This is a genomic window from Teichococcus aerofrigidensis, from assembly GCF_054073225.1.
Window position 1 is genome coordinate 1 of the sequence record NZ_JBSXMU010000015.1, and the last position, 25,282, is coordinate 25,282.

At 71.6% G+C, this 25,282-nt stretch carries 27 protein-coding genes; 16 read left to right on the forward strand and 11 right to left on the reverse strand.

Translation table 11 applies throughout. The annotated features are described in order from the left end of the window. The 6 genes from ACVMLK_RS05680 to ACVMLK_RS05705 all read right to left on the reverse strand — a co-directional run. Nucleotides 1–651, reverse strand: a 651-nt coding sequence (locus ACVMLK_RS05680) for a c-type cytochrome (RefSeq protein ID WP_457485851.1), incomplete at its 3' end; no start/stop codon positions are given. Then, a complete protein-coding gene (locus tag ACVMLK_RS05685; RefSeq protein ID WP_457485852.1) occupies nucleotides 639–1,262 on the reverse strand; it encodes an SCO family protein in 624 nt (207 codons plus the stop codon). The genes ACVMLK_RS05685 and ACVMLK_RS05680, both read right to left, overlap by 13 nt. Next, complete coding sequence (locus ACVMLK_RS05690; RefSeq protein ID WP_422925203.1) at nucleotides 1,259–1,879, reverse strand: SCO family protein; 621 nt, start codon at nucleotides 1,877–1,879, stop codon at nucleotides 1,259–1,261. Before ACVMLK_RS05690 ends, ACVMLK_RS05685 begins: the two co-directional genes overlap by 4 nt. After that, nucleotides 1,876–2,301, reverse strand: a complete 426-nt coding sequence (locus ACVMLK_RS05695) for a hypothetical protein (protein WP_457485853.1) — start codon at nucleotides 2,299–2,301, stop codon at nucleotides 1,876–1,878. Before ACVMLK_RS05695 ends, ACVMLK_RS05690 begins: the two co-directional genes overlap by 4 nt. Then, the gene (locus tag ACVMLK_RS05700) at nucleotides 2,265–2,543 is read right to left on the reverse strand and encodes a hypothetical protein (RefSeq protein WP_457485854.1); all 279 of its coding nucleotides are present in this window, start codon (nucleotides 2,541–2,543) and stop codon (nucleotides 2,265–2,267) included. The genes ACVMLK_RS05695 and ACVMLK_RS05700 overlap by 37 nt, the downstream gene beginning before the upstream one ends. 111 nt (nucleotides 2,544–2,654) lie before the next feature. Continuing rightward, nucleotides 2,655–3,419: a class II aldolase/adducin family protein gene (locus ACVMLK_RS05705; RefSeq protein ID WP_198364770.1), complete on the reverse strand. Its 765-nt coding sequence runs from the start codon at nucleotides 3,417–3,419 to the stop codon at nucleotides 2,655–2,657. 236 nt (nucleotides 3,420–3,655) lie between these two features. Here ACVMLK_RS05705 and ACVMLK_RS05710 point away from each other — a divergent pair, with 236 nt between their 5' ends. From ACVMLK_RS05710 to ACVMLK_RS05750, 9 genes are all read left to right on the forward strand, one after another. Then, nucleotides 3,656–5,842 (forward strand): N,N-dimethylformamidase beta subunit family domain-containing protein, encoded by a 2,187-nt coding sequence (locus ACVMLK_RS05710; RefSeq protein WP_457485855.1) that lies wholly within the window; start codon nucleotides 3,656–3,658, stop codon nucleotides 5,840–5,842. A gap of 151 nt (nucleotides 5,843–5,993) precedes the next feature. After that, a complete protein-coding gene (locus ACVMLK_RS05715; RefSeq protein ID WP_457485856.1) occupies nucleotides 5,994–7,568 on the forward strand; it encodes an ABC transporter substrate-binding protein in 1,575 nt (524 codons plus the stop codon). A 37-nt stretch (nucleotides 7,569–7,605) separates the two neighbouring features. Further along, nucleotides 7,606–8,550: an ABC transporter permease gene (locus tag ACVMLK_RS05720; protein WP_198364773.1), complete on the forward strand. Its 945-nt coding sequence runs from the start codon at nucleotides 7,606–7,608 to the stop codon at nucleotides 8,548–8,550. Beyond that, complete coding sequence (locus ACVMLK_RS05725) at nucleotides 8,543–9,451, forward strand: ABC transporter permease (RefSeq protein ID WP_198364774.1); 909 nt, start codon at nucleotides 8,543–8,545, stop codon at nucleotides 9,449–9,451. Before ACVMLK_RS05720 ends, ACVMLK_RS05725 begins: the two co-directional genes overlap by 8 nt. Then, complete coding sequence (locus tag ACVMLK_RS05730; protein ID WP_422924333.1) at nucleotides 9,448–10,425, forward strand: ABC transporter ATP-binding protein; 978 nt, start codon at nucleotides 9,448–9,450, stop codon at nucleotides 10,423–10,425. Before ACVMLK_RS05725 ends, ACVMLK_RS05730 begins: the two co-directional genes overlap by 4 nt. Then, a complete protein-coding gene (locus tag ACVMLK_RS05735; RefSeq protein ID WP_457485857.1) occupies nucleotides 10,422–11,438 on the forward strand; it encodes an ABC transporter ATP-binding protein in 1,017 nt (338 codons plus the stop codon). The genes ACVMLK_RS05730 and ACVMLK_RS05735 overlap by 4 nt, the downstream gene beginning before the upstream one ends. A 15-nt stretch (nucleotides 11,439–11,453) precedes the next feature. Then, on the forward strand, nucleotides 11,454–12,479 hold the full coding sequence (locus ACVMLK_RS05740; protein ID WP_422924331.1) for a succinylglutamate desuccinylase/aspartoacylase family protein: 1,026 nt from the start codon (nucleotides 11,454–11,456) through the stop codon (nucleotides 12,477–12,479). A gap of 159 nt (nucleotides 12,480–12,638) precedes the next feature. Next, complete coding sequence (locus tag ACVMLK_RS05745) at nucleotides 12,639–13,490, forward strand: UDP-2,3-diacylglucosamine diphosphatase (RefSeq protein ID WP_457485858.1); 852 nt, start codon at nucleotides 12,639–12,641, stop codon at nucleotides 13,488–13,490. A 1-nt stretch (nucleotide 13,491) separates the two neighbouring features. Further along, nucleotides 13,492–14,508: a glycosyltransferase family 4 protein gene (locus tag ACVMLK_RS05750; protein ID WP_198364779.1), complete on the forward strand. Its 1,017-nt coding sequence runs from the start codon at nucleotides 13,492–13,494 to the stop codon at nucleotides 14,506–14,508. Here the strand turns inward: ACVMLK_RS05750 and ACVMLK_RS05755 are convergent. Both ACVMLK_RS05755 and ACVMLK_RS05760 read right to left on the reverse strand, forming a co-directional pair. After that, nucleotides 14,493–15,119, reverse strand: coding sequence for a class I SAM-dependent methyltransferase (locus tag ACVMLK_RS05755; protein WP_457485859.1), 627 nt, complete (start codon nucleotides 15,117–15,119; stop codon nucleotides 14,493–14,495). The two genes, ACVMLK_RS05750 and ACVMLK_RS05755, sit on opposite strands and share 16 nt — an antisense overlap. 97 nt (nucleotides 15,120–15,216) lie before the next feature. Further along, the gene (locus ACVMLK_RS05760; RefSeq protein ID WP_457485860.1) at nucleotides 15,217–15,669 is read right to left on the reverse strand and encodes a VOC family protein; all 453 of its coding nucleotides are present in this window, start codon (nucleotides 15,667–15,669) and stop codon (nucleotides 15,217–15,219) included. Nucleotides 15,670–15,806: 137 nt separating this feature from the next. On the opposite strand from ACVMLK_RS05760, the gene ACVMLK_RS05765 reads away from it, so the two are divergent. Further along, the gene (locus ACVMLK_RS05765; RefSeq protein WP_198364782.1) at nucleotides 15,807–16,031 is read left to right on the forward strand and encodes a hypothetical protein; all 225 of its coding nucleotides are present in this window, start codon (nucleotides 15,807–15,809) and stop codon (nucleotides 16,029–16,031) included. Between the two features lie 49 nt (nucleotides 16,032–16,080). On the opposite strand, the gene ACVMLK_RS05770 is transcribed toward ACVMLK_RS05765, so the two are convergent. Further along, a complete protein-coding gene (locus tag ACVMLK_RS05770; protein ID WP_457485861.1) occupies nucleotides 16,081–17,412 on the reverse strand; it encodes a sensor histidine kinase in 1,332 nt (443 codons plus the stop codon). Between the two features lie 334 nt (nucleotides 17,413–17,746). On the opposite strand from ACVMLK_RS05770, the gene pstS reads away from it, so the two are divergent. The 6 genes from pstS to phoB all read left to right on the forward strand — a co-directional run bounded on the left by pstS (nucleotide 17,747) and on the right by phoB (nucleotide 23,116). Continuing rightward, on the forward strand, nucleotides 17,747–18,796 hold the full coding sequence (gene pstS, locus ACVMLK_RS05775; RefSeq protein ID WP_422924322.1) for a phosphate ABC transporter substrate-binding protein PstS: 1,050 nt from the start codon (nucleotides 17,747–17,749) through the stop codon (nucleotides 18,794–18,796). A 109-nt stretch (nucleotides 18,797–18,905) separates the two neighbouring features. Beyond that, nucleotides 18,906–19,901: a phosphate ABC transporter permease subunit PstC gene (pstC, locus tag ACVMLK_RS05780; protein ID WP_370591916.1), complete on the forward strand. Its 996-nt coding sequence runs from the start codon at nucleotides 18,906–18,908 to the stop codon at nucleotides 19,899–19,901. Nucleotides 19,902–19,905: 4 nt separating this feature from the next. After that, nucleotides 19,906–20,805, forward strand: coding sequence for a phosphate ABC transporter permease PstA (pstA, locus tag ACVMLK_RS05785; protein ID WP_198364786.1), 900 nt, complete (start codon nucleotides 19,906–19,908; stop codon nucleotides 20,803–20,805). A 22-nt stretch (nucleotides 20,806–20,827) separates the two neighbouring features. Then, complete coding sequence (gene pstB / locus ACVMLK_RS05790; RefSeq protein WP_232476804.1) at nucleotides 20,828–21,646, forward strand: phosphate ABC transporter ATP-binding protein PstB; 819 nt, start codon at nucleotides 20,828–20,830, stop codon at nucleotides 21,644–21,646. A gap of 17 nt (nucleotides 21,647–21,663) precedes the next feature. After that, nucleotides 21,664–22,377 carry a phosphate signaling complex protein PhoU gene (gene phoU / locus ACVMLK_RS05795; protein ID WP_198364787.1) on the forward strand — a complete coding sequence of 238 codons (714 nt, stop codon included), beginning with the start codon at nucleotides 21,664–21,666 and terminating at the stop codon, nucleotides 22,375–22,377. A 22-nt stretch (nucleotides 22,378–22,399) separates the two neighbouring features. Next, nucleotides 22,400–23,116, forward strand: a complete 717-nt coding sequence (phoB, locus tag ACVMLK_RS05800) for a phosphate regulon transcriptional regulator PhoB (protein ID WP_198364788.1) — start codon at nucleotides 22,400–22,402, stop codon at nucleotides 23,114–23,116. 43 nt (nucleotides 23,117–23,159) lie between these two features. Here the strand turns inward: phoB and ACVMLK_RS05805 are convergent, their stop codons facing one another. Beyond that, nucleotides 23,160–23,555 carry a DoxX family protein gene (locus tag ACVMLK_RS05805; protein ID WP_457485862.1) on the reverse strand — a complete coding sequence of 132 codons (396 nt, stop codon included), beginning with the start codon at nucleotides 23,553–23,555 and terminating at the stop codon, nucleotides 23,160–23,162. A 63-nt stretch (nucleotides 23,556–23,618) separates the two neighbouring features. After that, nucleotides 23,619–25,277: an ABC transporter permease gene (locus ACVMLK_RS05810; protein ID WP_457485863.1), complete on the reverse strand. Its 1,659-nt coding sequence runs from the start codon at nucleotides 25,275–25,277 to the stop codon at nucleotides 23,619–23,621. Nucleotides 25,278–25,282: the final 5 nt, after the last annotated feature.

Genomic DNA, 25,282 nt, shown 5'->3' on the forward strand with positions numbered 1-25,282 from the left:
GGCGAGCCGCGCCGCCGGATCGGTCGCGTCGGCGGCCAGCAGGGGGTGCCAGACGATGCGGCGGCCGAAGACCCCGTCCGGGGCGGCGGCGGTGAGCGCATCGGCGAAGGCGGCGCGGAAGGCCTCCCCGCCCGGGCCGGGCGGCAGCAGCAGGCCGAGATGCACCGCCGCCGCCTCGACGCCCGGCACCGTCCGCGCGTCCAGCGCGCGCAGATGCGCCAGCAGGGCGCGGCCGTCCTCCAGGCTCAGCGCATAGCGCGGCATGGCCGGATCCAGCGCCCGGCCGCCGGAATCGAAACCGAGGGCGATGGCGCGGAGCAGCAGCGCCTCGTCATAGGCGGGGCGCCCCGGCGCCGGGCGGGACAGGGCGGACCAGGCGAGCGCGGGCGGCCGGAGCCCGGCCTCCAGCCGGCCGCCCCCGCCATCCGCGCCGTGGCAGCCGGCACAGGGCATGGCGGTGGCCGGAAGGCTCATCCCCGCCCCGGCTGTCGCGCGGGGGGCCGGGGCGCCGGGGCGCGCGCCGCGGGTGAAGATCGCCTCCCCCTCCTCCGGCGCGCCCTCCTTCGGCGCCCCGGCGCTCGCCAGGGCCGCAGGCAGGACCAGGACGGCCGCCAGCGCCAGCCGGGCGGGGCGAGAGCTCAGCCGGAACATGCCCTGGCATCCACCAGCGGCGCGGCGGCGGCCAGCTCGGCCAATTGAAGGCCGGCGGCGGCGGGCGGCAGATCGGGCCGCAGCTTCGCCCAGCGCCGCGCCGCGACATGGCCGGCGAGCATCAGGGTGGTGTGGCGGTCGGGCCGGTCCTCGTCCACCGCCTGCCCCAGCCGCTGCGCCACGTGGCGGAGATCGGCCGGCGCGCCGGTCAGCAGCACCCAGTCGGGGTAGTCGCCGAAGCGGGCCGCCCAGGCCTTGAGCCGCGCCGGCTGGTCGCGCCGCGGATCGGTGGTCAGGTGCAGGATGCGCGGCCGCGCGCCGGCCTCCTGGGCGGCCTCGGCGATGGCGAGGCTGCGCGCCGCCAGCAGCGGGCAGGCATCGGGGCAGCTGGTGAAGATCCAGCCGATCAGCACCGAATGGCCGCGCAGGACGTCGTCGTAGAAGCGACGGTCCCGCCCATCCTGGTCGACCAGCACGCGGTTGCCGAAATAGTCGCGCTCGCGCTCGTCGCATTCCGGCGTGGTGGCCATGGGCGTGGCGGGGCGGAGCAGCAGGGCCGGGGCGGCCAGCAGCAGGCCGCGTCGCGGCAGGGCCGGCGGGGTATGGCTCATGCCGTCCTCCGCGCCGCCAGCGCCGCTTCCACCGCGCCGAGGATGGCCTCGGGCGTGGGCAGGCCCAGCACCCGGCGCAGCGTGCCGCGGCGGGCATCCAGGACCACCACCATGGGAGCATGCTCGCTGCCCGCTTCCGGCCCGCCGAGCGCCCGCAGCGCCTGCTCCAGCGGCTGGAAGCCAAGGGCGACGAAATCCCAGCCCGGCCCGGCCTCGAAGCGTTCGGCGTAATGCGCCAGCTCCTCGGGGGTGGCGCGCAGCGGGTCGAGGGCCAGGCTGAGCAGCCCGACCTCCCCGCCCAGCCGGTGGCCCAACAGGTCCTGCGCCCCGGCCATGGCGGCGGAGATCGCGGTGCAGAAGCCGCTGCAATCGGTCAGCACGAAGTCGATGGCGACGACGCGGCCGGCCAGCACCTGCGAGACCAGACGGCGGCGGCGGCCCTGCGCGTCCAGCGCCGGGGCGTCGGGCAGGCTGCCGCGCAGCCGGGGCACCCGCCCCGCCTCCGCCGCGCCGGCCTCCAGGCCCGTGGCGCCGGAGCCGGCGGGCAGGCCGGCGCAGAGGCCGAGGAGGCCGAGCAGGGCACGCCGCCCGGGCGGGCGGGGGAGAGAGTCCGTCATGGCGACACCGCCCTGAGCATGAGGGGAGGAAGCGTGCCGGCCTCCAGGCCGAGGGAGGGCGCCACGAGATGCAGCCGCAGCAGGCCTGGGCGCGGCGGCGTCACGCCCTCCGCCTCGTAGCGGCCATCGCCGACCGGCCGCAGCGGCAGGCGCTCCTGCCAGTGGCCGGAGAGCTGGGTCAGCAGCACGGAGGCGTCGGGGGCGCTGCGCCAGGCCGGGCTGTCCTCCGGCCCGCTGAGGCGCAGGCGCAGCGCCGAGGGAGTCCCGGCCGGCAGGGTGTCACCGGATTCGAGGGGCGCCACGGTGAGGCGGCGGGCGAGCGGCAGCGCCCTGTCCTCGCCCAGATCGGCCTCGAAGCAGTGCAGGAAGTCGCCGCCCTGCAGCATCACCGGCAGGATGTAGCGGCCGGGGCCGGGAAACACGGCGCGCGTCTCGTAGCGGCCAGGCGCCGTCTCGCGCAGCGCGTGGTCGATGGCGGCCAGGGCCAGCGGCCGGTGGCGCGGCGCGCCAGCACCACGGCGAGGGCCATCGCCACCAGGGCCAGGGGCGCCATGGCCTTGGATTGCAGCACGGCGACAAAGGGGGCGACGACCAGCGCGGCGACGAGGGGGGCGGTCGGCGCGCTCCAGGCGAAGGGCGTCCGGCCCGCCGGCGCGCCGCTCATGCGGCCGGGGCCCGGCCAGGCGGGAAGGGGAGGGAGGAGGTCATGCCGCCGCTCCTGCAATCTCCGGGGCGGCGAGGCAAGAGCGGACCGGTGCTTTCTCTGGCGCTTTATCTAGCGGGCGTAGTCGGGTTCCTCGCGGTCGAGGATGCGGCGCCACGCATCGAGGTGCAGCCGGGCGTCCATGCGCTCGCCCCAGGGGCCATGATGATGGCGCCGCAGGCCCTCGGGCAGGCGATGCAGCGGCTGCCCCGTCTGCAGGGCGGTCATCTGATACATGGCGGTACGCTCCGCCATGTAGCATTCGTCGAAGGCATCGGCGACCGTCGGCCCGACCACCGTGACGCCATGGCCGCGCATCACCATGATCGATTTGTCGCCCATCAGGCGGGCGATGCGGTCGCCCTCCTCGTTCACATGCACCGGCTCGTCGCCCTCACGGTCATAGACCATGCGGTCGTTCAGCAGCAGGTTGTTGTGGTGCGACAGGGCGAACTCGGCGTCGCGCAGCAGCGACAGCGCGGTCAGCCAGCGCGGATGCACATGCACGACGCAGGCGGCGGCGGGATTCTGCACATGGATGCGGGCATGGATGTGGAAGGCGACCTTGCGCAACTCGCCGCTGCCGCGCAGCACGCGCCCGTCCAGGTCGCAGACGATGAGGTCGCTCGCCTTCAGCTCCTGGAAGAGGTAGCCGCGCGGATTGATGAGGAAGCGCGGCTCCGCCTCGTCCGGCAGCATCAGGCTGTTGTGGTTGCCGATCTGCTCGTTCCAGCCGAGCCGCGCGGCGACGCGGAACACCGCGGCCATGTCGCAGCGCAGCGCCCATTCGCGCTCCTCCGCCGCGCTGCTGGCCAGGGATTGCACCATCGCGCTCATCCGCCCGCTCCGTTCGCCTCGTGCCGCGTCGCAGCTTGCACCGGTCCCGCCGGGAGACCAAGCACTTTCACCGGCCCGTCGCCGACTTCGCTTCCGGGCAAATCGAAGTTCGCGGCCGGCGGAAGGGCTTTGCGGCGGCGGGGCGGCGAGTAGACTTGCCCTTCGTCTCGTCCTGCCGGAGCGAACCGCATGTCCGCATCTCCCCGCCGCGCCGACCAGCCCCGAGGCCACGGCGCATGACGGCGCCACGCGAGCTGCCGATCACCGGCTATCTCGACCGCTTCTCGCGCCGCCCGGGCGAGACCTTCGCGGTCCAGGTGAGCGTCCCCTCCGGCGAGCCCTACCGCGCGCGCCTGCTGCGCGTCATCAGCGGCGATCCGAACCCCGCCGGGCCCGGCCTCCGCTTCGAGGACCTCTCGGGCCGGTTCAGCGCCGGCTTCCAGGGCCGGCACCAGCCGGTCCGCTCCGGCTCCTGCGCCGTCATCCCGTCCGGGCCGCGCCGCGGGCCCGGGCCGGTGACCTGGACGGTGCTGGTCTGGGCGGCCGTGCTCCCCGACCGGACCGCGGCGCTGATCAGCGAGGCGCAGGGCGATGTCATGGTGACGCTCGGGCTCGGCGCTCAGGGCGCGGTGGCGCGGTTCCGCCAGGGCGCGACGGTGCGCGAGGTCGCGACCGGCGTGCCGCTGGCCGAGCGCGGCTGGTACCGTCTCTGGCTCAGCCTCGATGCCGATGCCGGCTGCTTCGACCTGGGGCAGGTGCCGCTGGCGGAGGTCTCGGGCGGCGTCGCCGCGCTGCGCGGCGCGCTGGAGGGCTTCCAGCCGCCCGGCGGTGGCGGCCCGGTGGTGATCGCCGCCGAGGACGCGGCGGAGCCCTGCGCGCATTTCACCGGCAAACTGGAGGAACCGGCGCTGCTGGCCGGGGCGCGGACGAGCTGGCCCGAGCCGCTGCGGCGGCCGGAGCGGGTGCTGGCGCTGTGGGACTTCGCGCGGGGCATTCCCACCCAGAGCGTCAGCGACATCGGCCCGCAGGCCTGCCATGGGAGCCTGCGGAACGTGCCGACGCGCGCCGTGGTGGGCGCGCGCTGGAGCGGCGACGAGATGTGCTGGCGCCATCGGCCGGAGGACTATGCCGCGATCCATTTCCACGCCGACGACCTGGGCGACTGCGGGTGGCGGACCGACTTCCGCTTCACCGTCCCGCCGGATCTGCGCAGCGGCGCCTACGCCCTGCACCTGAGCTGCGGCGCCGGCGAGGACTGGCTGCCCTTCTACGTGCTGCCGCCGCGCGGCGGGCCGACGGCCGATATCGTCTTCCTGGCCTCCACCTTCACCTACCAGGCCTATGCGAACCATGCGCGCGGCAACGCGGATGCCGCCTACCGGGCGCGGGTGGCGGCGTGGGGCGCCTATCCGCACAATCCGGACGACTATCCGGTCTATGGCCGCTCCACCTACAACCGCCACCCGGACCGCAGCGGCATCGCCTTCTCCTCCCGGCTGCGGCCGATCCTGACCATGCGTCCCGGCTTCCTCACCTTCAACGACGCGCGCGGCTCCGGCCTGCGGCACTATCCGGCGGACACGCATATCCTCGCCTGGCTGGAGGACAAGGGCTTCTCCTTCGACATCGTCACCGACGAGGATCTGCACGAGGAGGGCGCGGCGCTGCTGGCACCCTACCGCCTGGTGATGACCGGCTCGCATCCCGAGTATCACACGGCGCCGACACTCGACGCCCTGGCGGCCTTCACCGCCGGCGGCGGCCGCATGATGTATCTGGGCGGCAACGGCTTCTACTGGCGCATCGCCTGCGTGCCCGAGCTGCCGGGCATGATCGAGCTGCGCCGCGCCGAGGGCGGCATCCGCGCCTGGGCCGCGGAGCCGGGCGAGTACCACCATCAGCTCGACGGCCAGTATGGCGGGCTCTGGCGCCGCAACCGCCGGCCCCCGCAGGCCCTGGCCGGTGTCGGCTTCTCCGCCCAGGGCCTGTTCGAGGGCACGCGCTACCGGCGCCTTCCGGCCAGCCACGCGCCGGAGCATGCCTGGATCTTCGAGGGTGTCGAGGGAGAGACCTTCGGCGATTACGGGCTTTCAGGCGGCGGCGCCGCGGGCTTCGAGCTGGACCGCGCGGATGCCAGCCTGGGCTCGCCGCCCGGCACGGTCGTGCTGGCGCGCTCGGAGGAGCCGCCGTCCTCCTTCGTCACCGTGCCGGAGGAGCTGCTGTCGCATCTGGCGACGGTCAGCGGCGAGACACCGGAGGCGCTGAAACGCGGCGAGATCGCCTGGTTCGAGACGCCGGGCGGCGGCGCGGTCTTCGCCGTGGGCTCGATCACCTTCTGCGGCTCGCTCTGGCGGGAGGGTTTCGAAGGGCCGGTCAGCCGGGTGATGGAAAATGTGGTGCGGCGCTTCTCCGCGTCAGGATGATGATTTGACAGGCAAACGGCATCGTTTGCAGGCCACTCTTGCTGCGATGCGGCAGGAACTGCCCCAGAATGAGGCTTGACGGCCCCAGCCGCTGATTTGAAGCTTCACGGCGAGGCTTCACATCACAACAAGCGAGCGGGGGATCATGCTGATGCAGCGTTCCATCCTGGCGTCCTGCGGGCTGGCGGCGGCCATCGCCCTGCCGCTTTCTCCGGCCGCGGCGGCGCCCTTCTCCTGCCCCAGCCGGGGCGGCGATCTGGTCTTCGGCCAGGAAGCCAATGTGAACAGCCTGGACCAGATGACGTCCAGCACCATCTCCACCCGCAACATCGCGATGAACATCTACGAATCGCTGGTGACGCGCGACGAGAACAACAAGGTCATCGCCGAGCTGGCCGAGAGCGTCGAGGAGGCGCCGGACCGTCTCAGCTACACCTTCAGGCTGCGCCAGGGCATCGGCTTCCACAACGGCAAGCCGATGACCTCGGCCGATGTCGCCGCCTCCTTCGACCGCTACAAGCGCATCGGCCTGCAACGCAGCACGCTCGACAACGTGCAGGGCTGGGAGGCGCCGGACGCCGCCACCTTCGTCATCCGGATGGCGCGCGTGCAGCCGACCTTCCTGGAGGCGCTCTCCTCCTTCAGCGTGCCGATCGTCATCATTCCCGCCGAGCACAAGGACGATCCGCCGCAGCAGCTCCGGCCGGTCGGCACCGGCCCCTTCCGCATCGCGGAATTCGTCCCCGGCAGCCATGCGAAGCTGGTGCGGTATGACGGGTACAAGCCGAACACGGCCTATGAGGAGCGCACCGGCTTCGGCGGCTACAAGGCGGCCTGCCTCGACAGCGTGACCTTCCGCATCGTCACCGAGGCTTCGGCCCGCGTCGCTGGGCTGGAGACGGGCGAGTTGCAGGGGGTGGAGGATGTCCCGACCAAATCCGTCGAGGCGCTGAATAAGGACAGCAACGTCACCATCCTGCCGCTGGAGAACTGGTGGATCCAGATCGCGCTGCCCAACACCGCGCAGGCGCCGACCAGTGACCTGAACTTCCGCAAGGCGGTGCAGGCGGCGATCGGCGCCGAGGACGTGATGGATGCCGCGACCGACGGCAACTACCGGCTCAACGTCGGCTTCCAGTATCCGAACCAGCCGACCTACACGGACGCCGGCAAGGAGACCTACAACATCAACGACCCCGAGAAGGCCGCGGCGCTGCTGAAGCAGTCCGGCTACAAGGGCGAGCCGATCACCATCCTGACCAATCGCGACTATCCGGCCATGTACAATGCCGCGCTGGTCATGCAGCAGCAACTCCAGGCCGCGGGCATCAACGCGCAGCTCCGCGTGGTGGACTGGCCGACCTCGGTGCAGATGTCGCAGAAGGTCAACAGCACCGAGTGGCACTTCTTCCACAGCGGCTGGGGCACGCAGCCGGCGCTGGGCGCGCTGGCCACGATGCAGTTCCTGGCCTCGCCCGGCGCCAATTACCGCCCGCGCGACGACAAGGGCGACCCGGATGTCGAGGCCGCCTGGCGCGACATGAACGACCTGCCGACCGAGGCCGAGCGCAACGCCGCCTTCGCGCGGATGCAGAAGCTGGTGCTGGAGCGGGCCTATGCCTATCCCTTCGGCTCGCTCACCAAGGTCCAGGCGGTGCGGGCCAACGTGAAGAACTTCAAGCCCTTCCGCATCCCGCGCTTCAGCAACGTCTGGATCGCCAAGTGAGCGGACGCCGCGCCGGGCCGCGCCGGGGCGCCGCGGCATGATCGGCGTCGTGGCGCGGCGGCTGCTCAGTGCGGTGCCGGTGCTCCTCCTGGTCAGCCTCATCACCTTCGGCATGATGCGGCTGATCCCGGGCGATCCGGCCGCCGCCATCGCCGGCCTCTCGGCGACGCCGCAGCAGGTGCAGCAGATCCGCCAGGACCTGGGGCTCGACCAGCCTTTCCTGACGCAGCTGCTCCACTGGTACGGCGGCCTGCTGCAGGGCGATCTGGGCCGCTCGATCCTGCTCGGCCGCGGCGTCTTCGCCTCCGTCATGGAGCGGCTTCCGGTCACGCTCGCGCTCTCCGCCTATGCCCTGGTGCTGACGCTGCTGATCGGCCTGCTGGCGGGCATCCTGGCGGCGCTGAAGCAGAACACGGTGATCGACCAGCTGGCCATGGCCTTCGCCATGATCGGCATCTCGCTGCCGAGCTTCTTCCTCGGCCTGGTCATGATCATCGTCTTCGCGGTGCATCTCGGCTGGCTGCCGACCGGCGGCTACATCCCGCTGACGGAGGACCCCTGGGGCTGGTTCCGCACCTCGACCATGCCGGCCGTCTCGCTGGCGCTGCTGCAGGCGGGGCTGCTCGCCCGCATCACGCGCTCGACCATGCTGGAGGTGATGCGGCAGGACTATATCCGCACGGCGCGCGCCAAGGGGCTGAGCCAGCGCAGCATCATCTTCCGGCACGCGCTGTCCAACGCGATGATCCCGATCACCACCGTCGTCGGCATCATCGTCAGCCTGCTGATCTCGGGCGCCGTGGTGACGGAGGCGATCTTCTCCATCCCCGGCATCGGCCAGCTGCTGACGCAGGCGGTGCTGAACCGGGACTACCCGATGGTGCAGGGCGGGCTGCTGCTGGTCACCGGCTTCCTGGTGCTGGTCAATATCGGCATCGACGTCCTCTATGCCTTCCTGGATCCGAGGGTGCGCTATGAGTGAGACGGGAGCCCTGCCGCTGGAAGTCGATCTCGCCGGGCCGGCGGCGGAGCCGAAGCGCCGCAGCCCGGCCTGGGCCACGCTGCGCCGGCTGTTCCGGCACCGCCTCTTCGTCACCGGCCTGATCCTCTTCGGCATCATCGCGGTGATGGGGGCGCTCGCGCCCTGGATCACCACGGCCAATCCGAACCGGCTGGCGATGCGCAACAAGTTCCTGCCGCCGGGCGGCGACTACATCCTCGGCACCGACAATTTCGGCCGCAGCCTGTGGTCCCGCACCGTCTGGGGGGCGCAGCTCTCCGTCATCATCGGCCTCTCCGTCGTGGCGCTGAACGCAGTCTTTGGCACGCTGATCGGCGCGCTGGCCGGCTATTTCCGCCGCGTCGACAATCTCCTGATGCGCATCAACGACGCGTTGATGGCCTTTCCCGCCATCCTGCTCGCCATCGGCGTCACCGCCATGCTGGGGCCCTCCACCCTCAACGTCATCCTGGCGCTGGGCATCGTCTATATCCCGCGCACGGCGCGCATCGTCCGCGCCTCGGTCATCGTGCTGCGGGAGATGGAGTATGTGCAGGCGGCGGTGGCGGCGGGCGCCGGGCACTGGCGCATCCTGCGGCATCACATCCTGCCGAACGCCATGGCGCCGATGATCGTGCAGCTCTCCTTCCTCTTCGCCTATGCCGTGCTCTCGGAGGCGACGCTCTCCTTCCTCGGCCTCGGCGCCGTGCCGCCGACGCCGACCTGGGGCAACATCATGGCCGAGGGGCGGGACTTCATGCGCGACGCGCCCTGGATCATCTGCATCCCCGGCGTGGCGCTGATGATCACCGTGCTCGGTCTCAACATGCTGGGCGACGGGCTGCGCGACGTGCTCGACCCCCGGCTCAGGATCCAGCAATGAGCCTCCTTGAGATCAGCAACCTCACCACCGCCTTCGCCACCGAGCGCGGCGAGGTGACGGCGATCGAGGATGTCTCCTTCTCCCTGGAGGAGGGCGAGATCCTCGGCATCGTCGGCGAGTCCGGCAGCGGCAAGAGCGTCACCGCGCTGACCGTGATGGGGCTGCTGCCGCGCCCGCCGGCGCGCATCGTCTCCGGCTCCGTGCGCTTCGCCGGGCAGGAGCTGACCGGCCTGTCGGAGCGGCAGATGCAGAAGGTGCGCGGCCCCGGCATCGCGATGATCTTCCAGGAGCCGATGACCTCGCTGAACCCGGTCTTCCGCATCGGCGAGCAGATCATGGAGACGATCCGCGCGCATGAGCGCCTCTCGCCCCGCGCGCTTCGCGACCGCGCGCTGAGGATGCTGGAGAAGGTCGGCATCCCCTCCGCCGCGCGGCGGATGGACGACTATCCGCACCAGCTCTCGGGCGGGCAGCGGCAGCGCGTGATGATCGCCATGGCGCTGGCCTGCAACCCGAAGCTGCTGATCGCCGACGAGCCGACGACGGCGCTCGACGTGACCATCCAGGCCCAGATCCTCGACCTGCTGATGGATCTGCGCGACGAGTTCGGCATGGCCATCATGATCATCACGCACAACATGGGCGTGGTGGCGGAGACCGCGGACCGGGTCATGGTGATGTATGCCGGCCGCATCGTCGAGCAGTCGCCGGTGACGACGCTCTTCGACCGGCCGCTGCATCCCTATACGCGCGGCCTGCTCGACTGCGTGCCCTCGCTGGAGCAGGACAGGCCCCGGCTGGTCGCGATCCCCGGCAGCCTGCCCGAGCCGGCGCGGCGCCCGAGCGGATGCCGCTTCCGCCCGCGCTGCGGCCATGCGGTGGCCGCCTGCGCCGAGGCCATCCCGCCGCTCGCCGATTATGCGCCCTCGCACCGCGCCGCCTGTATCCGGGTGCCGGAGATCGCCGCCCCATGAGCCTCGCCACCCACCCCTCCGCGGCGACGCGGCCGCTGGTCGAGGCCGCCGGACTGTCCAAGCACTTCCCCCTCAGTGGCGGCTGGCTCGGCCGGCCGACCGGCCTGCTGCGCGCCGTGGACGAGGTCTCGCTCCGCATCATGCCAGGCGAGACCCTGGGCCTGGTCGGCGAGTCCGGCTGCGGCAAGTCCACCCTCGGCCGGCTGCTGATCCGGCTGATGGAGCCCTCCGACGGCCAGGTTCTCTTCGACGGCGCGGATATCAGCGGCCTGCCGCCGCGCGTGCTGCGCGAGAAGCGCCGCTCCATGCAGATCGTCTTCCAGGACCCCTATGGCGCGCTGAACCCGCGCATGACGGTGGAGGACATCATCATGGAGCCGCTTCTGATCCACGGCGCGAAGGCCGATGCGGCGGCGCGGGCGCGGGTGGGGGAGATGCTGGAGAAGGTCGGCCTGCCGGCCCGCGCGGCGATGCGCTACCCGCACGAGTTCTCCGGCGGGCAGCGGCAGCGCGTCGGCATCGCCCGCGCCCTGGTGCTGAACCCGAGCTTCATCGTCTGCGACGAGGCGGTCTCGGCGCTGGATGTCTCGGTGCAGGCGCAGATCGTCAATCTGCTGCAGGACCTGCAGCGCGAGATGGGGCTGACCTACCTGTTCATCGCGCATGACCTCTCGGTGGTGCGGCATATCTCGGACCGGGTGGCGGTGATGTACCTCGGCCGCGTCGTCGAACTGGCGCCGAAGGCCGCGATCTATGACACGCCGCTGCATCCCTATACCCAGGCGCTGATCGCCGCCGTGCCGACGCCGCATCCGGCCGGCCGCGCCGCCCGCCGGGCCGGGCGGGCGAAGGTCTCGGGGGACCTGCCGAGCCCGATCAACCCGCCGCCCGGCTGCCGCTTCCACACGCGATGCCCGCACGTCATGGCGGTCTGCCGGCAGGTGTCGCCGCCGCTGGCCGAGATCCGGCCGGGGCATTTCGCTGCCTGCCACCTGCACGCACCGACGCACTGACCTCCCGGGGGAAGCATGTCCGAGACCAGAAAGAGCCGCGTTCTCTGCGATGTGGACTTCGACCGCGACGGGAGGCAGACCGGATTCCTGCGCCTGTTCCACTCCTCGCACGTCTCCGCCTATGGCTTCCTGCCCATCCCGATCGTGGTGCTCCGCAACGGCGAGGGGCCGACGGCGCTCTTCGTCTCGGGCAATCACGGCGACGAGTACGAGGGGCAGCTGGCGCTCTGCGGGCTGGCGCAGTCGCTCGATCCGGAGCGGATCCGCGGCCGCGTCATCATCCTGCCGACGGCGAACTATCCGGCGGCGCTGGCCGGCAACCGCGTCTCGCCGGTGGACAACCTCAACCTCAACCGCATCTTCCCCGGCGATCCCGATGGCAGCGTCACCGAGCAGATCGCCTACTTCATCAGCAGCGAGCTGATCCCGCGCGCCGATCTGGTCTGCGACCTGCACTCCGGCGGCTCCTCGCTGCTCTACACGCCCTGCTCCCTGACCAATCACGTCGCCGATCCGGACCTCTTCCGCCGCCAGATCGCCGCGCTCCGGGCCTTCGGCGCGCCGCTCGGCTATGTGCAGGGAAGGGCGCAGGGGCAGGGCGGCAACCTCACCCTGGGCGGTGTCGCCGAGCGGCGCGGCATCGTCACCCTGGGCACCGAGCTGGGCGGCGCCGGCGCCGTCTCGGCCGAGGGCCTGGCCATCGCCCGGCGCGGCGTGCGCAACCTCCTGGTCCATCTCGGCATCCTGCCGGAGACGGAGCGCGAGCCGGCGGAGGAGACGCGGATCTACGGCCTCGGCGGGCAGGACCATTTCGTCTATGCGCCGGAAGGCGGTGTCTTCGAGCCGCTGGCGGAGCCGGGCGAGACGGTGCGGGCCGGCCAGCCGGCGGCGCGCATCCACACGCCCGAGACGCCCTGGGCGCCGCCGGCCGAGGCGGTCTTCGCGCGCGACGGCTTCGTGCTCTGCAAGCGGCAGCCCGGCCGGACCCTGCGCGGCGACTGCCTCTATGTGCTGGGCGGCCCGTTCACGCCATCCGGTTGAACAGCCTGGCCCGTCGGCTACGCAACGATCGTCAACTCCCTGCAACATTGCGGACACGGTACCGTCGCAGCTCTCGGCTAAGGGCTTCCCGCACGCAACGTTCCTGCTCCCCACGGACTCGCCGCGCGGGGGAAGGGGCCAGCTGAAGGGAAGCCGGCCATGGCACCGATCCTCGCCCCGCGCCGCTACCGCGCGATCTTCCTCTCCGACACGCATCTCGGCATGCGGGGCTGCCGCGCCGACCTGCTGCTGGACTTCCTGCGGCAGGTGGAGTGCGAGCAGCTCTACCTGGTGGGCGATATCGTCGATGGATGGCGCCTGCGCCGCTCCTGGTACTGGGACCCGGTGCATGACCAGGTGATCCGCCGCATCCTGGCCATGGCGCGGAGCGGCACCCGCGTCACCTATATCCCCGGCAATCATGACGAGGTCTTCCGCGACTGGGCCGGGCCGGAATTCGTCATCGCCGGCGTCTCGCTGGTGCGCGAGGCGGTGCACGAGGCGGCCGATGGCCGGCGCTTCCTCGTCATGCACGGCGACGAGTTCGACAGCGTGGTGCGCTACGCGACCCTGCTCGCGCATCTGGGCGACTGGGCCTACGACGCCGCGCTGCGCCTGAACCGCTGGTTCAACGCGGTGCGCCGGCGCCTCGGCTATCCCTACTGGTCGCTGTCGCAATGGCTGAAGCTTCAGGTGAAGGAAGCGGTCAAGGCGATCGATCGGTTCGAGGAGGCACTGGCCGAGGAGGCGCGGCGGCGCGACCTGGACGGCGTCATCTGCGGCCATATCCACCATGCCGAGATGCGGCAGGTGCACGGTGTCACCTACATGAACGATGGCGACTGGGTGGAGAGCTGCACCGCGCTCGCCGAGCATGCGGACGGGCGCTTCGAGCTGATCGACTGGGCCGCCGAACAGCGGCGGCGCCATGCCGCCCCCGTCGCCGCCCCCGTCGCCCTGATCCCGCCGGCGCCCCATCCCCAGGCCTCCCTGCCGGTGGCCGAGGGCTGAGATGCGCCTGCTGATCGTCTCGGATGCCTGGACGCCGCAGGTGAACGGCGTCGTGCGGACGCTCGGCATGGTCAGCGAGGCGCTGCGGCGGCAGGGGGACGTGGTCGAGGTGATCGGCCCGGATCGCTTTCCCAGCTGGCCCGCGCCGGGCGATCCCGCCATCCGGCTGGCGCTGCTGCCGCGCCGCCGCCTGGCCGGCCTGGCGCGCGCGTTCCGGCCGGATGCGGTGCATATCGCGACGGAGGGGCCGCTGGGCTGGGCCATGCGCGCCCTCTGCCGCCGTTGGGGCTGGTCCTTCACCACCGCCTTCCACACCCGCTTCCCGGACTACCTGCGGGCGCGCTTCGGCCTGTCGCCGCGTCTGTCCTGGCCCCTGCTGCGCCGTTTCCATGCCCCCGCTGCGACCACGATGGTGGCGACCGAGGCCTTGCGCCGCGAGCTGAAGACGCAGGGCTTCCGCCATCTCAGCCACTGGTCGCGCGGGGTGGACACGGCGCTGTTCCGCCCCGGCGCGCGGGACGCCTTCCCCGACCTGCCGCGCCCGATCTTCCTCTGCGCCGGCCGGCTGGCCGCGGAGAAGGGGGTGCGCGACTTCCTCGGCCTGGATCTGCCGGGCAGCAAGCTCGTCGTGGGGGACGGGCCGGAGCGCGCGGCGCTGGAGCAGGGCTTCCCGCGGGCGCGCTTCACCGGCTTCCTGCACCGCGAGGCGCTGGCGGCGGCCTATGCCGCGGCCGATGTGCTGGTGTTTCCCTCCCGCACCGACACCTTCGGCCTGGTGCTGCTCGAGGCGCTGGCCTGCGGCACGCCGGTGGCCGCGCTGCCGCAACCCGGCCCGCTCGCCATCCTGCAGGGCGCCGATGGCGTGGTCGGCGCCGTGGCCGAGGATCTGCGCAGCGCCTGCCTGGCGGCGCTGGGCGCCGACCGCGAGGCCTGCCGGCGCCGGGCGGAGGATTTCTCCTGGTCCGCCAGCGCCCGCCAGTTCCGCGCCCAGCTCGCGCCGTTTCAGGCCGGCGCGTAGCGCCAGACGCTGGCCGGGGGAAAGTTCCTCGGCGTCCAGGCCTCCCGCCGCGCCGACAGGCCGAGCTTGCGCCAGGGCAACGGCGAGGTGATGCAATAGGTATAGAGCAGGAAGCCGCGCCCCGGCGCCACCGCCTCGACGCTCTCCAGGAAGCGGCGCTGCCGTTCCAGCGGCAGCAGCACCAGGGGAATGCCGCAGATCACCGTCCCGATGCGGCCCCGCGCGGCCTCCGGCAGGGCGCCGCGCAGGTCGAAGGCATCGCCCTCGATCACCGGCACGCCGGGAAGGGTGGCGCGCAGATGCGTGGCCATGGCGGGAACGATCTCGACCGGCAGCAGCCTGTCGGCCGGCAGGCCCCGCTCCAGCAGTGTCCGGGAGAGCACGCCGGTGCCGGCGCCCAGCTCCACCACATACTCCCCCGGCGCCCAGCGAGTCAGCGCCGCGATGCGCCGGCACAGGCTGGGCGAGGACGGCACCACCGACCCCATCTGCAACGGATTGGCCAGCCAGCGGCGCAGGAAGAGACCGGCCCCGGCCGCGCGGGGCGGCGCTCCGGTGCTCTGGCGGTCCGGCGATCCCGTCGTGGTGGAGAGGGGCAGGGCATCGGTCATCGGCACGTTCCTGTGACAGGCCGAGGTCCGCTTAGCCGCCGATCCGGGACAGTAGAATGGCAGGGGAATGACGATCCGGCGAAGGCGCCGGCCCGGCTCAGCGATTCGGCCAGAGGCCCGGGGTGGCGAATTCGATGAGGTGCCCGTCCGGGTCGCGCAGGAAGATGCTGTGCCCGCCGCGCGGCCAGGACACCCGGCCCTCGATGGCGATGTCCCGGCCGGTCAGCCAGTCCTCCCAGCTCCGCAGCGCCTCGCCGGGGACCTGGAAGGCGATGTGCTGCCGGCCCTCGGCATCATGGCCCGGAATGGTGCCGCCCGGCGTCCTGGCCGGCTCCGCGCTTCCGCCCCGCAGGAAGAGGAGCAACACGCCGGGGCCGATCCCCAGGGCGCAGAAGATCGGGCTGGCCAACAGCGGTTGCAGACCGATGACGCTCTCGTAGAAACGCCGCGCCGCCGCCATGTCCCGCACGTAGAGCGCCGTCTCCAGCAGCCGCCCGGGGGGCAGGGGGCGGGCCCCCTTCGTCTCCGCGTCCGGCTGATCGCTTCGCATGGCTGGCCTGTCTCCCTCGGCTCCCCTGGCCCGGCGCGCCGCCGCCGTCCGGAATGCAACCCCGCCGCCCGGGTCGGGTTGCTGGTCCAGGGACCCGGCTCCGGCCGGGCCCGGACAACAGGATGAGGAGATACGCCATGTCGGGATCCAAGCCTTCCGGCGTCGAGCGACCCTCGCCGCCGCCCGGTGACGGGAAGCGCCCCTCCCAGGGCAAGGCGGCCGAGGAGTCGCTGGAGGAGGCCCTGGAAGATACCTTCCCGGCGAGCGATCCGCCGGCCCAGTCCAGCCCGGGCCATTCGGTCGGCTGGGACGCGCCGGAGGGCGACGGGAAGGAGGAGGACGGCAAGGCGAAGACGGGCTGATCCGCCACGCCTCACGCCTCGCCGGACGACCTCGCCGCCCGGCGAGGCCTCAGTCCGGCGGGGAGAGCGCGGCGCGGGGGAAGCGGATGGCGAAGCGGCTGCGCGGGTGCCGCTCGAGAAGCAACTGGCCGCCCAGCTGCTGGGCGCAGGACTGCACCAGGACCATCCCGATGCCCTGCGCGCCGAGCGCGGCGAATTCGTTGAACGGCGCTCCGTCATTGCAGATCGTGAGGATGCAGTCTCCCTGCTCCTCGGTGAGCGTCACGGTGATCGTGCCCCGCCGTCCCTCGGCGAAGCCGTGGCGCACGGCGTTGTCCAGAATCTGCGTCATCGCCAGGCCCAGCAGCAGCGCCTGGTCCGCCGGTGCCTGACAGGAGCCGATGTCGAGCGTCAGGTGGATCCGCTCGTCCTCTCCCTCGACCGCCTTGCGGGCAACTTCTCCCAGATAGCGGCGGAGATCGACCTTCCCGAGATCGGCATCGCGATAGAGCGCCTCGTGCAGGCTTCCCATCCCCTGGATGCGCTGGGCGGCCCCCTCCAGCGCCCGCCGCAGGGGCGGCGTGGCGCGGCGGGACTGCAGGCGCAGCAGGCTGGTCACCATCTGGAAGTTGCTGCGGACCCGGTAGATCAGCTCGTGATGCAGCCGCTCCTGCCGGTGCTGGGCCAGGCGGGCGGCCTCCTGCGCCTGATGCAGCGCGTCGCGGTCGAGCAGGATGCCCGCCAGCTCGCCCTCCTTCGTCCGCGCGCCGCGCATGCGGAGCCAGGGCATGCCCCCGTCGGCCCGGATGACGCGGAATTCCTGATCCAGACGCCCCGCGGGATCGGCCAGGGCGGCGCGCATGGCCTGGCGGAAGCCCTCGACGTCGTCGGGGTGGAGGTGGGTGTGCAGCCAGAGCATGCTGGAAGGCTCCGGCTCGGGCTCCCGGCCGAGCAGGGCCCAGGCGATGGGTGACAGGGTGAGACGATTGGCCTCCTGCGACCACGCCCAGTCCCCGAGATTCCCCAGCGTCCAGGCCCGGTCCCGCTGCTCCCGCAGGGGTGCGGCGCGATCGAGCACCTCGCGGAACTCGCCGCCCAGGGCGGCGGCGAAGCCGCCGGCGAGCAGCGGCGCCACGAGGTTCCGCCATTCCGCGCCTCCCGTTCCCGTCATGGCGAGCCAGGCTTCCTGCAGGGCATAGACGGCAAGTGCCGCCAGCCCGGCGGGGCGCCCCCCGATGACCGCAGCCAGGGCGACGCCCACGACCAGGAGGAGCGAAGCCACGGCCGGCGGATCCGGCCAGACATGCTGCAGAGCGGTGGTTCCCGCCCCGATGGCAAGCCCGGTCAGCTGGCTGGCCAGCACGCCGGTGGCGGCGGGAAGGCGGGCGAAAAGGAGAATCAAGGGTGGATTGGTCCGGATCTGTGCCGCTCAGGCAGGAATAGGAGACTTATATCGAAAACAGACCATTTCCGGGAATAATTCCGCGTGATGAGACTGCTCCGCGCGGAGCGCCCAGGCATGACGTTCCGGAGGGGCCAGGGGTTTCCGGATCGTTCCACAGTGCTGCCCGATGCCATCCCATCTCCACCGCCCCGGTGGAGGCCCGGTTCCGTCGGCCGGAAGGGCTTGTCTGTCATCGAAGCTTCATAAATCTGCAATCCAACGGTCGCAGCCAGCGCCTAGAAGGCGGCCACCGCACCGGCCCCTCCCAATGGGCGCCAAAAGACGGAGATACATGGTGAGCAATCGGCTTCTTGCCCTGGCCGCTGGCCTGGTCGCGACGATCGGCGTGAGCATGGCGGCGAACGCCCAGCAGGCTTCCATCACGGGCGCAGGCGCGAGCTTCCCCAATCCGCTGTACCAGAAGTGGGGTGCCGCGGCGCGTGAGGCCATCGGGCTGCAGCTCAACTACCAGTCGGTCGGCTCGGGCGCGGGGCAGACGCAGATCCGCAACCGCACGGTCGATTTCGGCGCCTCCGACGCGCCGATGAAGGCCGAGGAGCTCGCCGAGCATAAGCTGCTGCAGTTCCCCTCCACCATGGGCAGCCTGACCGCGATCGTGAACATCCCGGGCGTCGAGGACCACAAGCTGCGCCTGACCGGCGAGGTGATCTCGGACATCTACCTCGGCAAGATCAGCAAGTGGAACGACCCCCGCCTGGTCGAGCTGAACCCGGGCGTCGAGCTGCCCAACCTCGCCATCGCTCCGGTCTACCGCGCCGACGGCTCCGGCACGACCTATGTCTGGGTCTCCTACCTCTCCGCCGTCTCGCCCGAGTTCAAGGACCGCGTCGGCGTGGGCACCTCGGTGCGCTGGCCGGCCGGCACGGGTGCCCGCGGCAATGAGGGCGTGGCCGGCACGGTGCGCAACGTCCGCGGCGCCATCGGCTATGTCGAGCACGCCTATGCGGCGCAGAACAAGCTCGTCACCACCCAGCTGCGCAACAAGGCCGGCCAGTTCGTGGTGCCGAACAGCGAGGCCTTCGAGGCCGCCGCGTCCAACGCCGACTGGAGCACGCCGAACTTCGCCGCCAACCTGGTGAACACCGAGGGCGAGAAGTCCTGGCCGATCGTCTCGCCGACCTTCATCCTGCTGCCGAAGAACCCGCAGGACGCGACCCGGGCGCAGAACGTGATGAAGTTCTTCGACTGGGCCTATCGCGACGGCGATGCCGCCGCCCGGGAGCTGGACTACATCCCGCTGCCGGAGAAGGTCGAGGAGGCGGTGCGCGCCGCCTGGGCCCAGGTGCAGGTGGACGGCAAGCCGCTCTGGCCGGCGAAGTGACGAACGCGCGGCGCCCGGGCGGTCAGCCTGGGCGTCCTGGCAGGCTGCCCGCGCACCGAACGGCCAGGGCCGCGCGGCGCCGGGCATGCCGAGCTTCCGGAGTCTGATCGTGCAGCAAGCAGCCACCCTTCCCCTCGAGACGGGCGCCGCCCCCGATCCACGTCCCGGCCTGCGCCGCGGAGGTGGATCCGGCGCGACGGGCGACGCCATCTTCGCGATCGCCTGCCGGGCCGCCGGGGTGCTGGTCCTGGTCCTTCTCGGCGCCATCATCCTGGAGCTGTTCTGGGGTGGGCTGCAGGCCTTCCGCGCCTTCGGCGCGGGCTTCGTCACCGGCACGGACTGGGATCCGGTGCAGGAGGTCTTCGGCGCCGGCGTCTCCGTCTACGGCACCGTGGTGACCGCGGTGCTGGCCCTGCTAATGGCCGTGCCGCTGGCCTTCGGCGTCGCCTTCTACCTGACCGAGCTGGCGCCGCCCTGGCTCCGCGGCCCGGTGGGCACGGCGGTCGAGCTGCTGGCGGCGGTGCCGTCCATCATCTTCGGCATGTGGGGCTTCTTCCTGATCGTCCCCTTCATGTCGCAGTACGTGCAGCCCTTCGCCATCGACACGCTGGGCGAGCTGCCGCTGATCGGCGCGCTCTTCGCCGGCCCGCCCTTCGGCACCGGCATCCTGACGGCGGCGCTGATCCTGGCCATCATGGTGCTGCCCTTCATCGCGGCGACGATGCGCGACGTCTTCAACACCGTGCCCCCGGTCTACAAGGAGAGCGCCTACGGCCTCGGCTGCACCCAGTGGGAGGTCGTGCGCAATGTCGTGCTGCCCTATACCCGCATCTCGGTGGTCGGCGGCATCATGCTCGGCCTCGGCCGGGCCCTGGGGGAGACGATGGCGGTGACCTTCGTCATCGGCAACGCCAACCGCATCTCCACCAGCCTCTTCGGGCCGGGCAACACCATCGCCTCGCTGATCGCGCTGGAGTTCGGCGAAAGCCAGATGGGCAGCCTGAAGCTCTCCGCCCTGCTCGGGCTCGGCTTCATCCTCTTCGTCATCTCCTTCATCGTGCTGGCCGCCTCGCGCTTCCTGTTGCGTCCGCGGCTGAAGGGTTGAAACCATGAGCGCGTCCAACCCGACCCTGGAGGTTGCCTCCGGCAGCGGCCCGGCCAAGGACATGCGCGTCGCGGAGGCCCTGGGCCGCCGCCGCCGCCGCGTCGCCAAGGCCGTCAAGTACGCCTGCTACGGCGCCACCGGCCTCGGCCTCCTGCTGCTCTTCTCGATCCTGGCCACGCTGTTCTGGAACGGCTTCTCCGCCCTGTCGCTCGGGGTCTTCACCCGCGTCACGGCGCCGCCGGGCTCGGAGGGGGGGCTGCTCAACGCCATCGTCGGCAGCCTGATCCAGACCGTCATCGGCACCGTCATCGGCACGCCCATCGGCCTTCTGGTCGGCACCTACCTGGCGGAGTATTCGAAGTCCTCGCCGCTGGCCAACGCGGTTCGCTTCGTCTCCGACATCCTGCTCTCCGCGCCCTCGATCCTGATCGGCCTCTTCGTCTACCAGATCCTGGTGGTGCCCTTCGGCGGCTTCTCGGGCTGGGCCGGCTCGGTGGCGCTGGCCATCATCGTCATTCCCATCGTCGTCCGCACCACCGAGGATATGCTGCGCCTACTGCCGGACACGCTGCGCGAGGCCGTGATCGGCCTCGGCGCGCCGAAGTGGAAGATGGTGACCATGGTCTGCTGGCGCGCGGCGGCGAGCGGCATCGTCACCGGCGTGCTGCTGGCGGTGGCGCGGGTGGCGGGCGAGACGGCGCCGCTGCTCTTCACCTCGCTTGGAAACCTGAACTGGTCGCTCAGCCTGTCCGGCCCGATGTCGAGCCTGCCGCTGACCATCTACGCCTATGCCGGCTCGCCCTATCCGGACTGGATCGCGCTGGCCTGGGCCGGCGCCCTCATCATCACGCTCGGCGTGCTCGGGCTCAACATCGTGGCGCGCAGCCTGCTGCGCAGGAAGTGAGGAACCGCATATGAGCGCCTCCATGACCCAGACCCAGACCCAGACCGAGACCGGCAAGCTGCACGCCCGCTCGCACGCCCCGCTGAACGAGCCCCGCATCGCGGTCCGCAACCTCGATTTCTACTACGGCGCCAACAAGGCGCTGAAGGGGATCGACTTCGACCTGCCCGACCGGCAGGTGACCGGCATGATCGGGCCCTCGGGCTGCGGCAAGTCCACCCTGCTGCGGGTGCTGAACCGCATGTACAGCCTCTATCCGGGCCAGCGCGCCACGGGCGAGGTTCTGCTCGACGGCAAGAACATCCTCGACACCGACATCGATATCAACGCGCTCCGCTCGCGGATCGGCATGGTGTTCCAGAAGCCCACGCCCTTCCCGATGACCATCTATGAGAACATCGCCTTCGGCATCCGCCTGCACGAGAAGCTGTCCCGGTCGCAGATGGATGAGCGGGTGGAATGGGCGCTGACCCGCGCCGCCATCTGGGGCGAGGTCAAGGACCGGCTGAACACCAGCGCCATGGGCCTCTCGGGCGGCCAGCAGCAGCGCCTCTGCATCGCCCGCACCATCGCCGTGCGGCCGGAGGTCATCCTGCTCGACGAGCCGACCTCGGCGCTCGATCCGATCAGCACGTTGAAGATCGAGGAGCTGATCGACGAGCTGAAGCGCGACTTCACCATCGCCATCGTCACGCACAACATGCAGCAGGCGGCGCGCTGCGCCGATCAGGTGGCGTTCTTCTACCTCGGCGAACTCATCGAGGTGGCTCCGGCGGAGGAGATGTTCACCGCGCCGAAGCAGAAGAAGACCCAGGAATACATCACCGGCCGGTTCGGCTGAGCGAGGTCATCAGGACGATGCCCAACGAGCATATCGTGCGATCCTACGAGGAGCAGCTCAAGCGGCTGCGCGAGCTGGTGGCGCGCATGGGCGGCCTGGCCGAGCGCCAGGTCGCGGACGCCGCCTCCGCCCTGATCCGCCGCGATGTGGAGCAGGCCACCACCGTGATCGGCCGGGATGGCGAGATCGACGCGCTGGAGCGCGAGATCGAGAACTTCTGCGTCCGCCTGCTGGCCCTGCGGCAGCCGATGGCGGCCGACCTGCGGCTGATCGTCGCCGCCATGAAGGTCTCGACCGACATCGAGCGCATCGGCGACTACGCCCGCAACGCCGCCAAGCGCGCCATCGTCGTCTCGCAGCAGCCGCAGCTGGGCAGCCTGAACGGCTTCCAGTGGATGGCCAAGCTGGTGCAGGAGAACCTGAAGGAGGCGATCGACGCGCTGGTGAAGGAGGACGCCGCTGCGGCCGAGCGCGTCTGGGCGGCCGACGCGCCGGTGGACGACATCTACAACGGCATCTTCCGCGAGATGCTGACGCACATGATGGAGGATCCGCGCAACATCACCGCGGCCACCCACCTGCTGTTCATCGCCAAGAACTTCGAGCGCATCGGCGACCACGCGACGAACATCGCCGAGACCGTGCACTACGCCGTGCTCGGCCATACCCTGCCGGAGGACCGGCCGAAGTCGGACTCCTCAGCCTACACTGTCGTCCGCCCGCCGGCCTGACAGAGCGAGGAAAGATCTGATCATGGCCGAGCCCAACACCGGCATGGCGCGTCCCACCATCCTGGTGGTCGAGGACGAGGCGCCGCTGCTGACGCTGCTGCGCTACAATCTGGAGAAGCAGGGCTTCCTGGTGGACGAGGCCGCCGATGGCCAGGAGGCGCTGATGCGCGTGGCCGAGGCGCCGCCGGATCTGGTGCTGCTGGACTGGATGCTGCCGGCGCTGTCCGGCCTCGAGGTCTGCCGCCAGCTCCGCCGGCGCCCCGATACGCGCAACATGCCGATCATCATGGTCACCGCCCGCACGGAGGACCAGGACGCGGTGCGGGCGCTCGATACCGGCGCCGACGACTACATCGCCAAGCCCTTCGTGATGGACGCGCTGCTGGCGCGCATCCGGGCGCTGCTGCGCCGCTCCGGCGGCGTCGCCACCAAGGGCATGCTCGCCTGGCACGACATCACGATGGACCAGGATTCCCACCGCGTGACCCGCAACGGGCGGTCGCTGCACTTGGGCCCCACCGAATACCGGCTGCTGGAGTTCTTCCTGCAGCATCCGGGGCGGGTCTTCTCGCGCGAGCAGCTGCTCGATGCCGTCTGGGGCCGCGACATCCATGTCGAGCCGCGCACGGTGGACGTGCATATCCGGCGGCTGCGCAAGGCGGTGAACGGCGAGGGCGAGGCGGACGTGATCCGCACGGTCCGCAGCGCCGGCTACGCGCTGGATCTCGAACTGGCCTGACGGCGGAACATCCCCCCTCGTGTCGGAGGGGGGATGCCGGCCCTCAGCGGCGGTTGCCGTCGAGGCTGAAGGCGCCGGCTCCGGCGAAGACCAGATAGAGGAAGATGAAGCAGAACAGGATGGCGGCATCGCCGCCGTTCAGCGCCGGAAAGAAATTGCGCGGCGCGTGGAAGGCGAAGTAGGCATAGGCCATCTGGCCCGAGGCCAGGAAGGCCGCCGGGCGCGTGTAGAGGCCGAGCGCGATCAGCACGCCGGTGACAATCTCGATGATCCCGCCAATCCAGAACAGGCTGAAGGCGGCCGGCATGGGCGAGGAGGGCGGCGGGAAGCCGAGGATCTTCTGCGTGCCATGCGCCAGGAACAGCAGCGCCGCGATGATGCGCAGTGCCGCCAGAGCCGCCGGTGCGTAGCGCTGGAGAGACGAGCCGGAAACAGCCATGGGATTCTCCGTGGATGGATGCTGGCTGTGTAACACCCCCTTTCGCCGGTTGTCCCGCGCGACTTACGGCCGCCAGGGCAGGGTTCCCGGCGGCAGGCGGCGCCCGAGCAGGCTGGCCGCGCCCATCAACCCCGCCACCAGCACCAGGGAGAGGCAGGACACCGCCGCCGCCTGCGGCGTCTGTCCCGCATCCTGCAGATTGAAGACCAGCACGCCGAGCGTGCGGCTGCCCGGCCCGTACAGCAGCGCGCTGACCGTCACCTCGTTCACCGCCAGCAGCGCCACCAGGATGGCGCCCGCCATCAGGGCGGGGGAAAGGGCCGGCAGATGGATGCGCCGGAGCCGCGCCCATCCGCCGGCGCCGAGGCTGCTGGCCGCGCGCTCCAGCATCGGGTCGAGCCGCGCCGCGGCGGCCGCCACGGGCCGCAGCGCCAGTGCCTGGAAGCGCGCCAGATAGGCGAAGAGGATCAGCCCCAGCGTGCCGTAGACGAGACCGCCGCCGGGCAGCGTCAGCACCAGCAGGATGACGGAGACGGCGGTGCAGGCGCCCGGCAGGGCGTAGGACAGGTCGGTGCCGGTGGCCGCCCAGCGCAGCACGGGATGGCGCAGGGCGAGCGCGACGGGAAGCGCGGCGAGGCAGAGGATGGCCGCCGCCCCGCAGGCCAGCAGCAGCGAATGGCCCAGTGCCGCCAGGGTCTGCGCGCCCGGCGCCAGCATCGCCGCGAAGTGCCGCAGGGTCAGGCTCTGGGCGGTGAGCGGAACTCCCATGGCCGGCACCAGCGCCGTGGCCAGCAGCGCGCCCAGCGGCAGCGCCAGGACCAGCAGGAGATAAAGCACGAGCGGCAGCAACGCCACGCGGTGTCCCCGGCCCGCCGGCAGCGGGCGGAAGGCGCGTCCGGCCTCGAAGCCCGACCGGCGCCCGGCCCAGAACTGCGCCGCCAGCCCCGGCACCGCCAGCAGCGCCAGCAGCAGGGAGAGCCAGGACACCTCGGACAGCGCCGCAGGTCCGGTGGCCGAGAGGCGCTGCCAGATCAGCACGGTCAGCAGCGGGTAGCGGCCCGGGATGCCGAGCAGGGCGGCGACGCCGAAATTGCCCAGCGCGGCGACGAAGGCCAGCCCCGCCCCGGCCGCCAGGCCCGGCGCCAGCAGCGGCCAGGCGACGCGGCGCAGCGCCACGCGCGGCGCGGCCCCGAGCCCGCGGGCGGCGACCATCAGCTCGTCCGGCAACCGCCGCGCCATGGCCGCGACCGCCAGCAGCACCAGCGGCGCGCCCTGGATGCCGAGCAGCAGCATCATGCCGCCCGGCCCGTAGAAGGGGTTCGGCGTGCCGAGCGGCGGCGCCAGCCCGAGGGCCAGCAGCAGCGGCGAGGCGGGGCCGCCCAGCTGGATGAAGGACAGGGCCAGGATCTGCGGCGGCACCAGGAGCGGCAGGATGCAGAGGAAGAGCAGCAGCCGCCGCCCGGGCAGCGCGCGCAGCAGCAGGAGCCCGGCTTGAAGCGTGCCGATGGCGGCGGCCAGCAGCGCCGCGCCGCCCGCCACCAGCAGGCTGCGCCAGACGGCGCGCCAGATGGCGGCATCGGCGAGCAGCGGACGCGGATCGCTGCCCAGCGCCTCGGCGAGCAGGCGGAGCGCCGGCGCCAGGCCGATGGCCGCCAGCCAGGCCAGGCCGAGCCAGGCCAGCGGCGGCAGGCCGGCGAGGCGCCCCGGCGCCGCCGGGCTCACGGCGT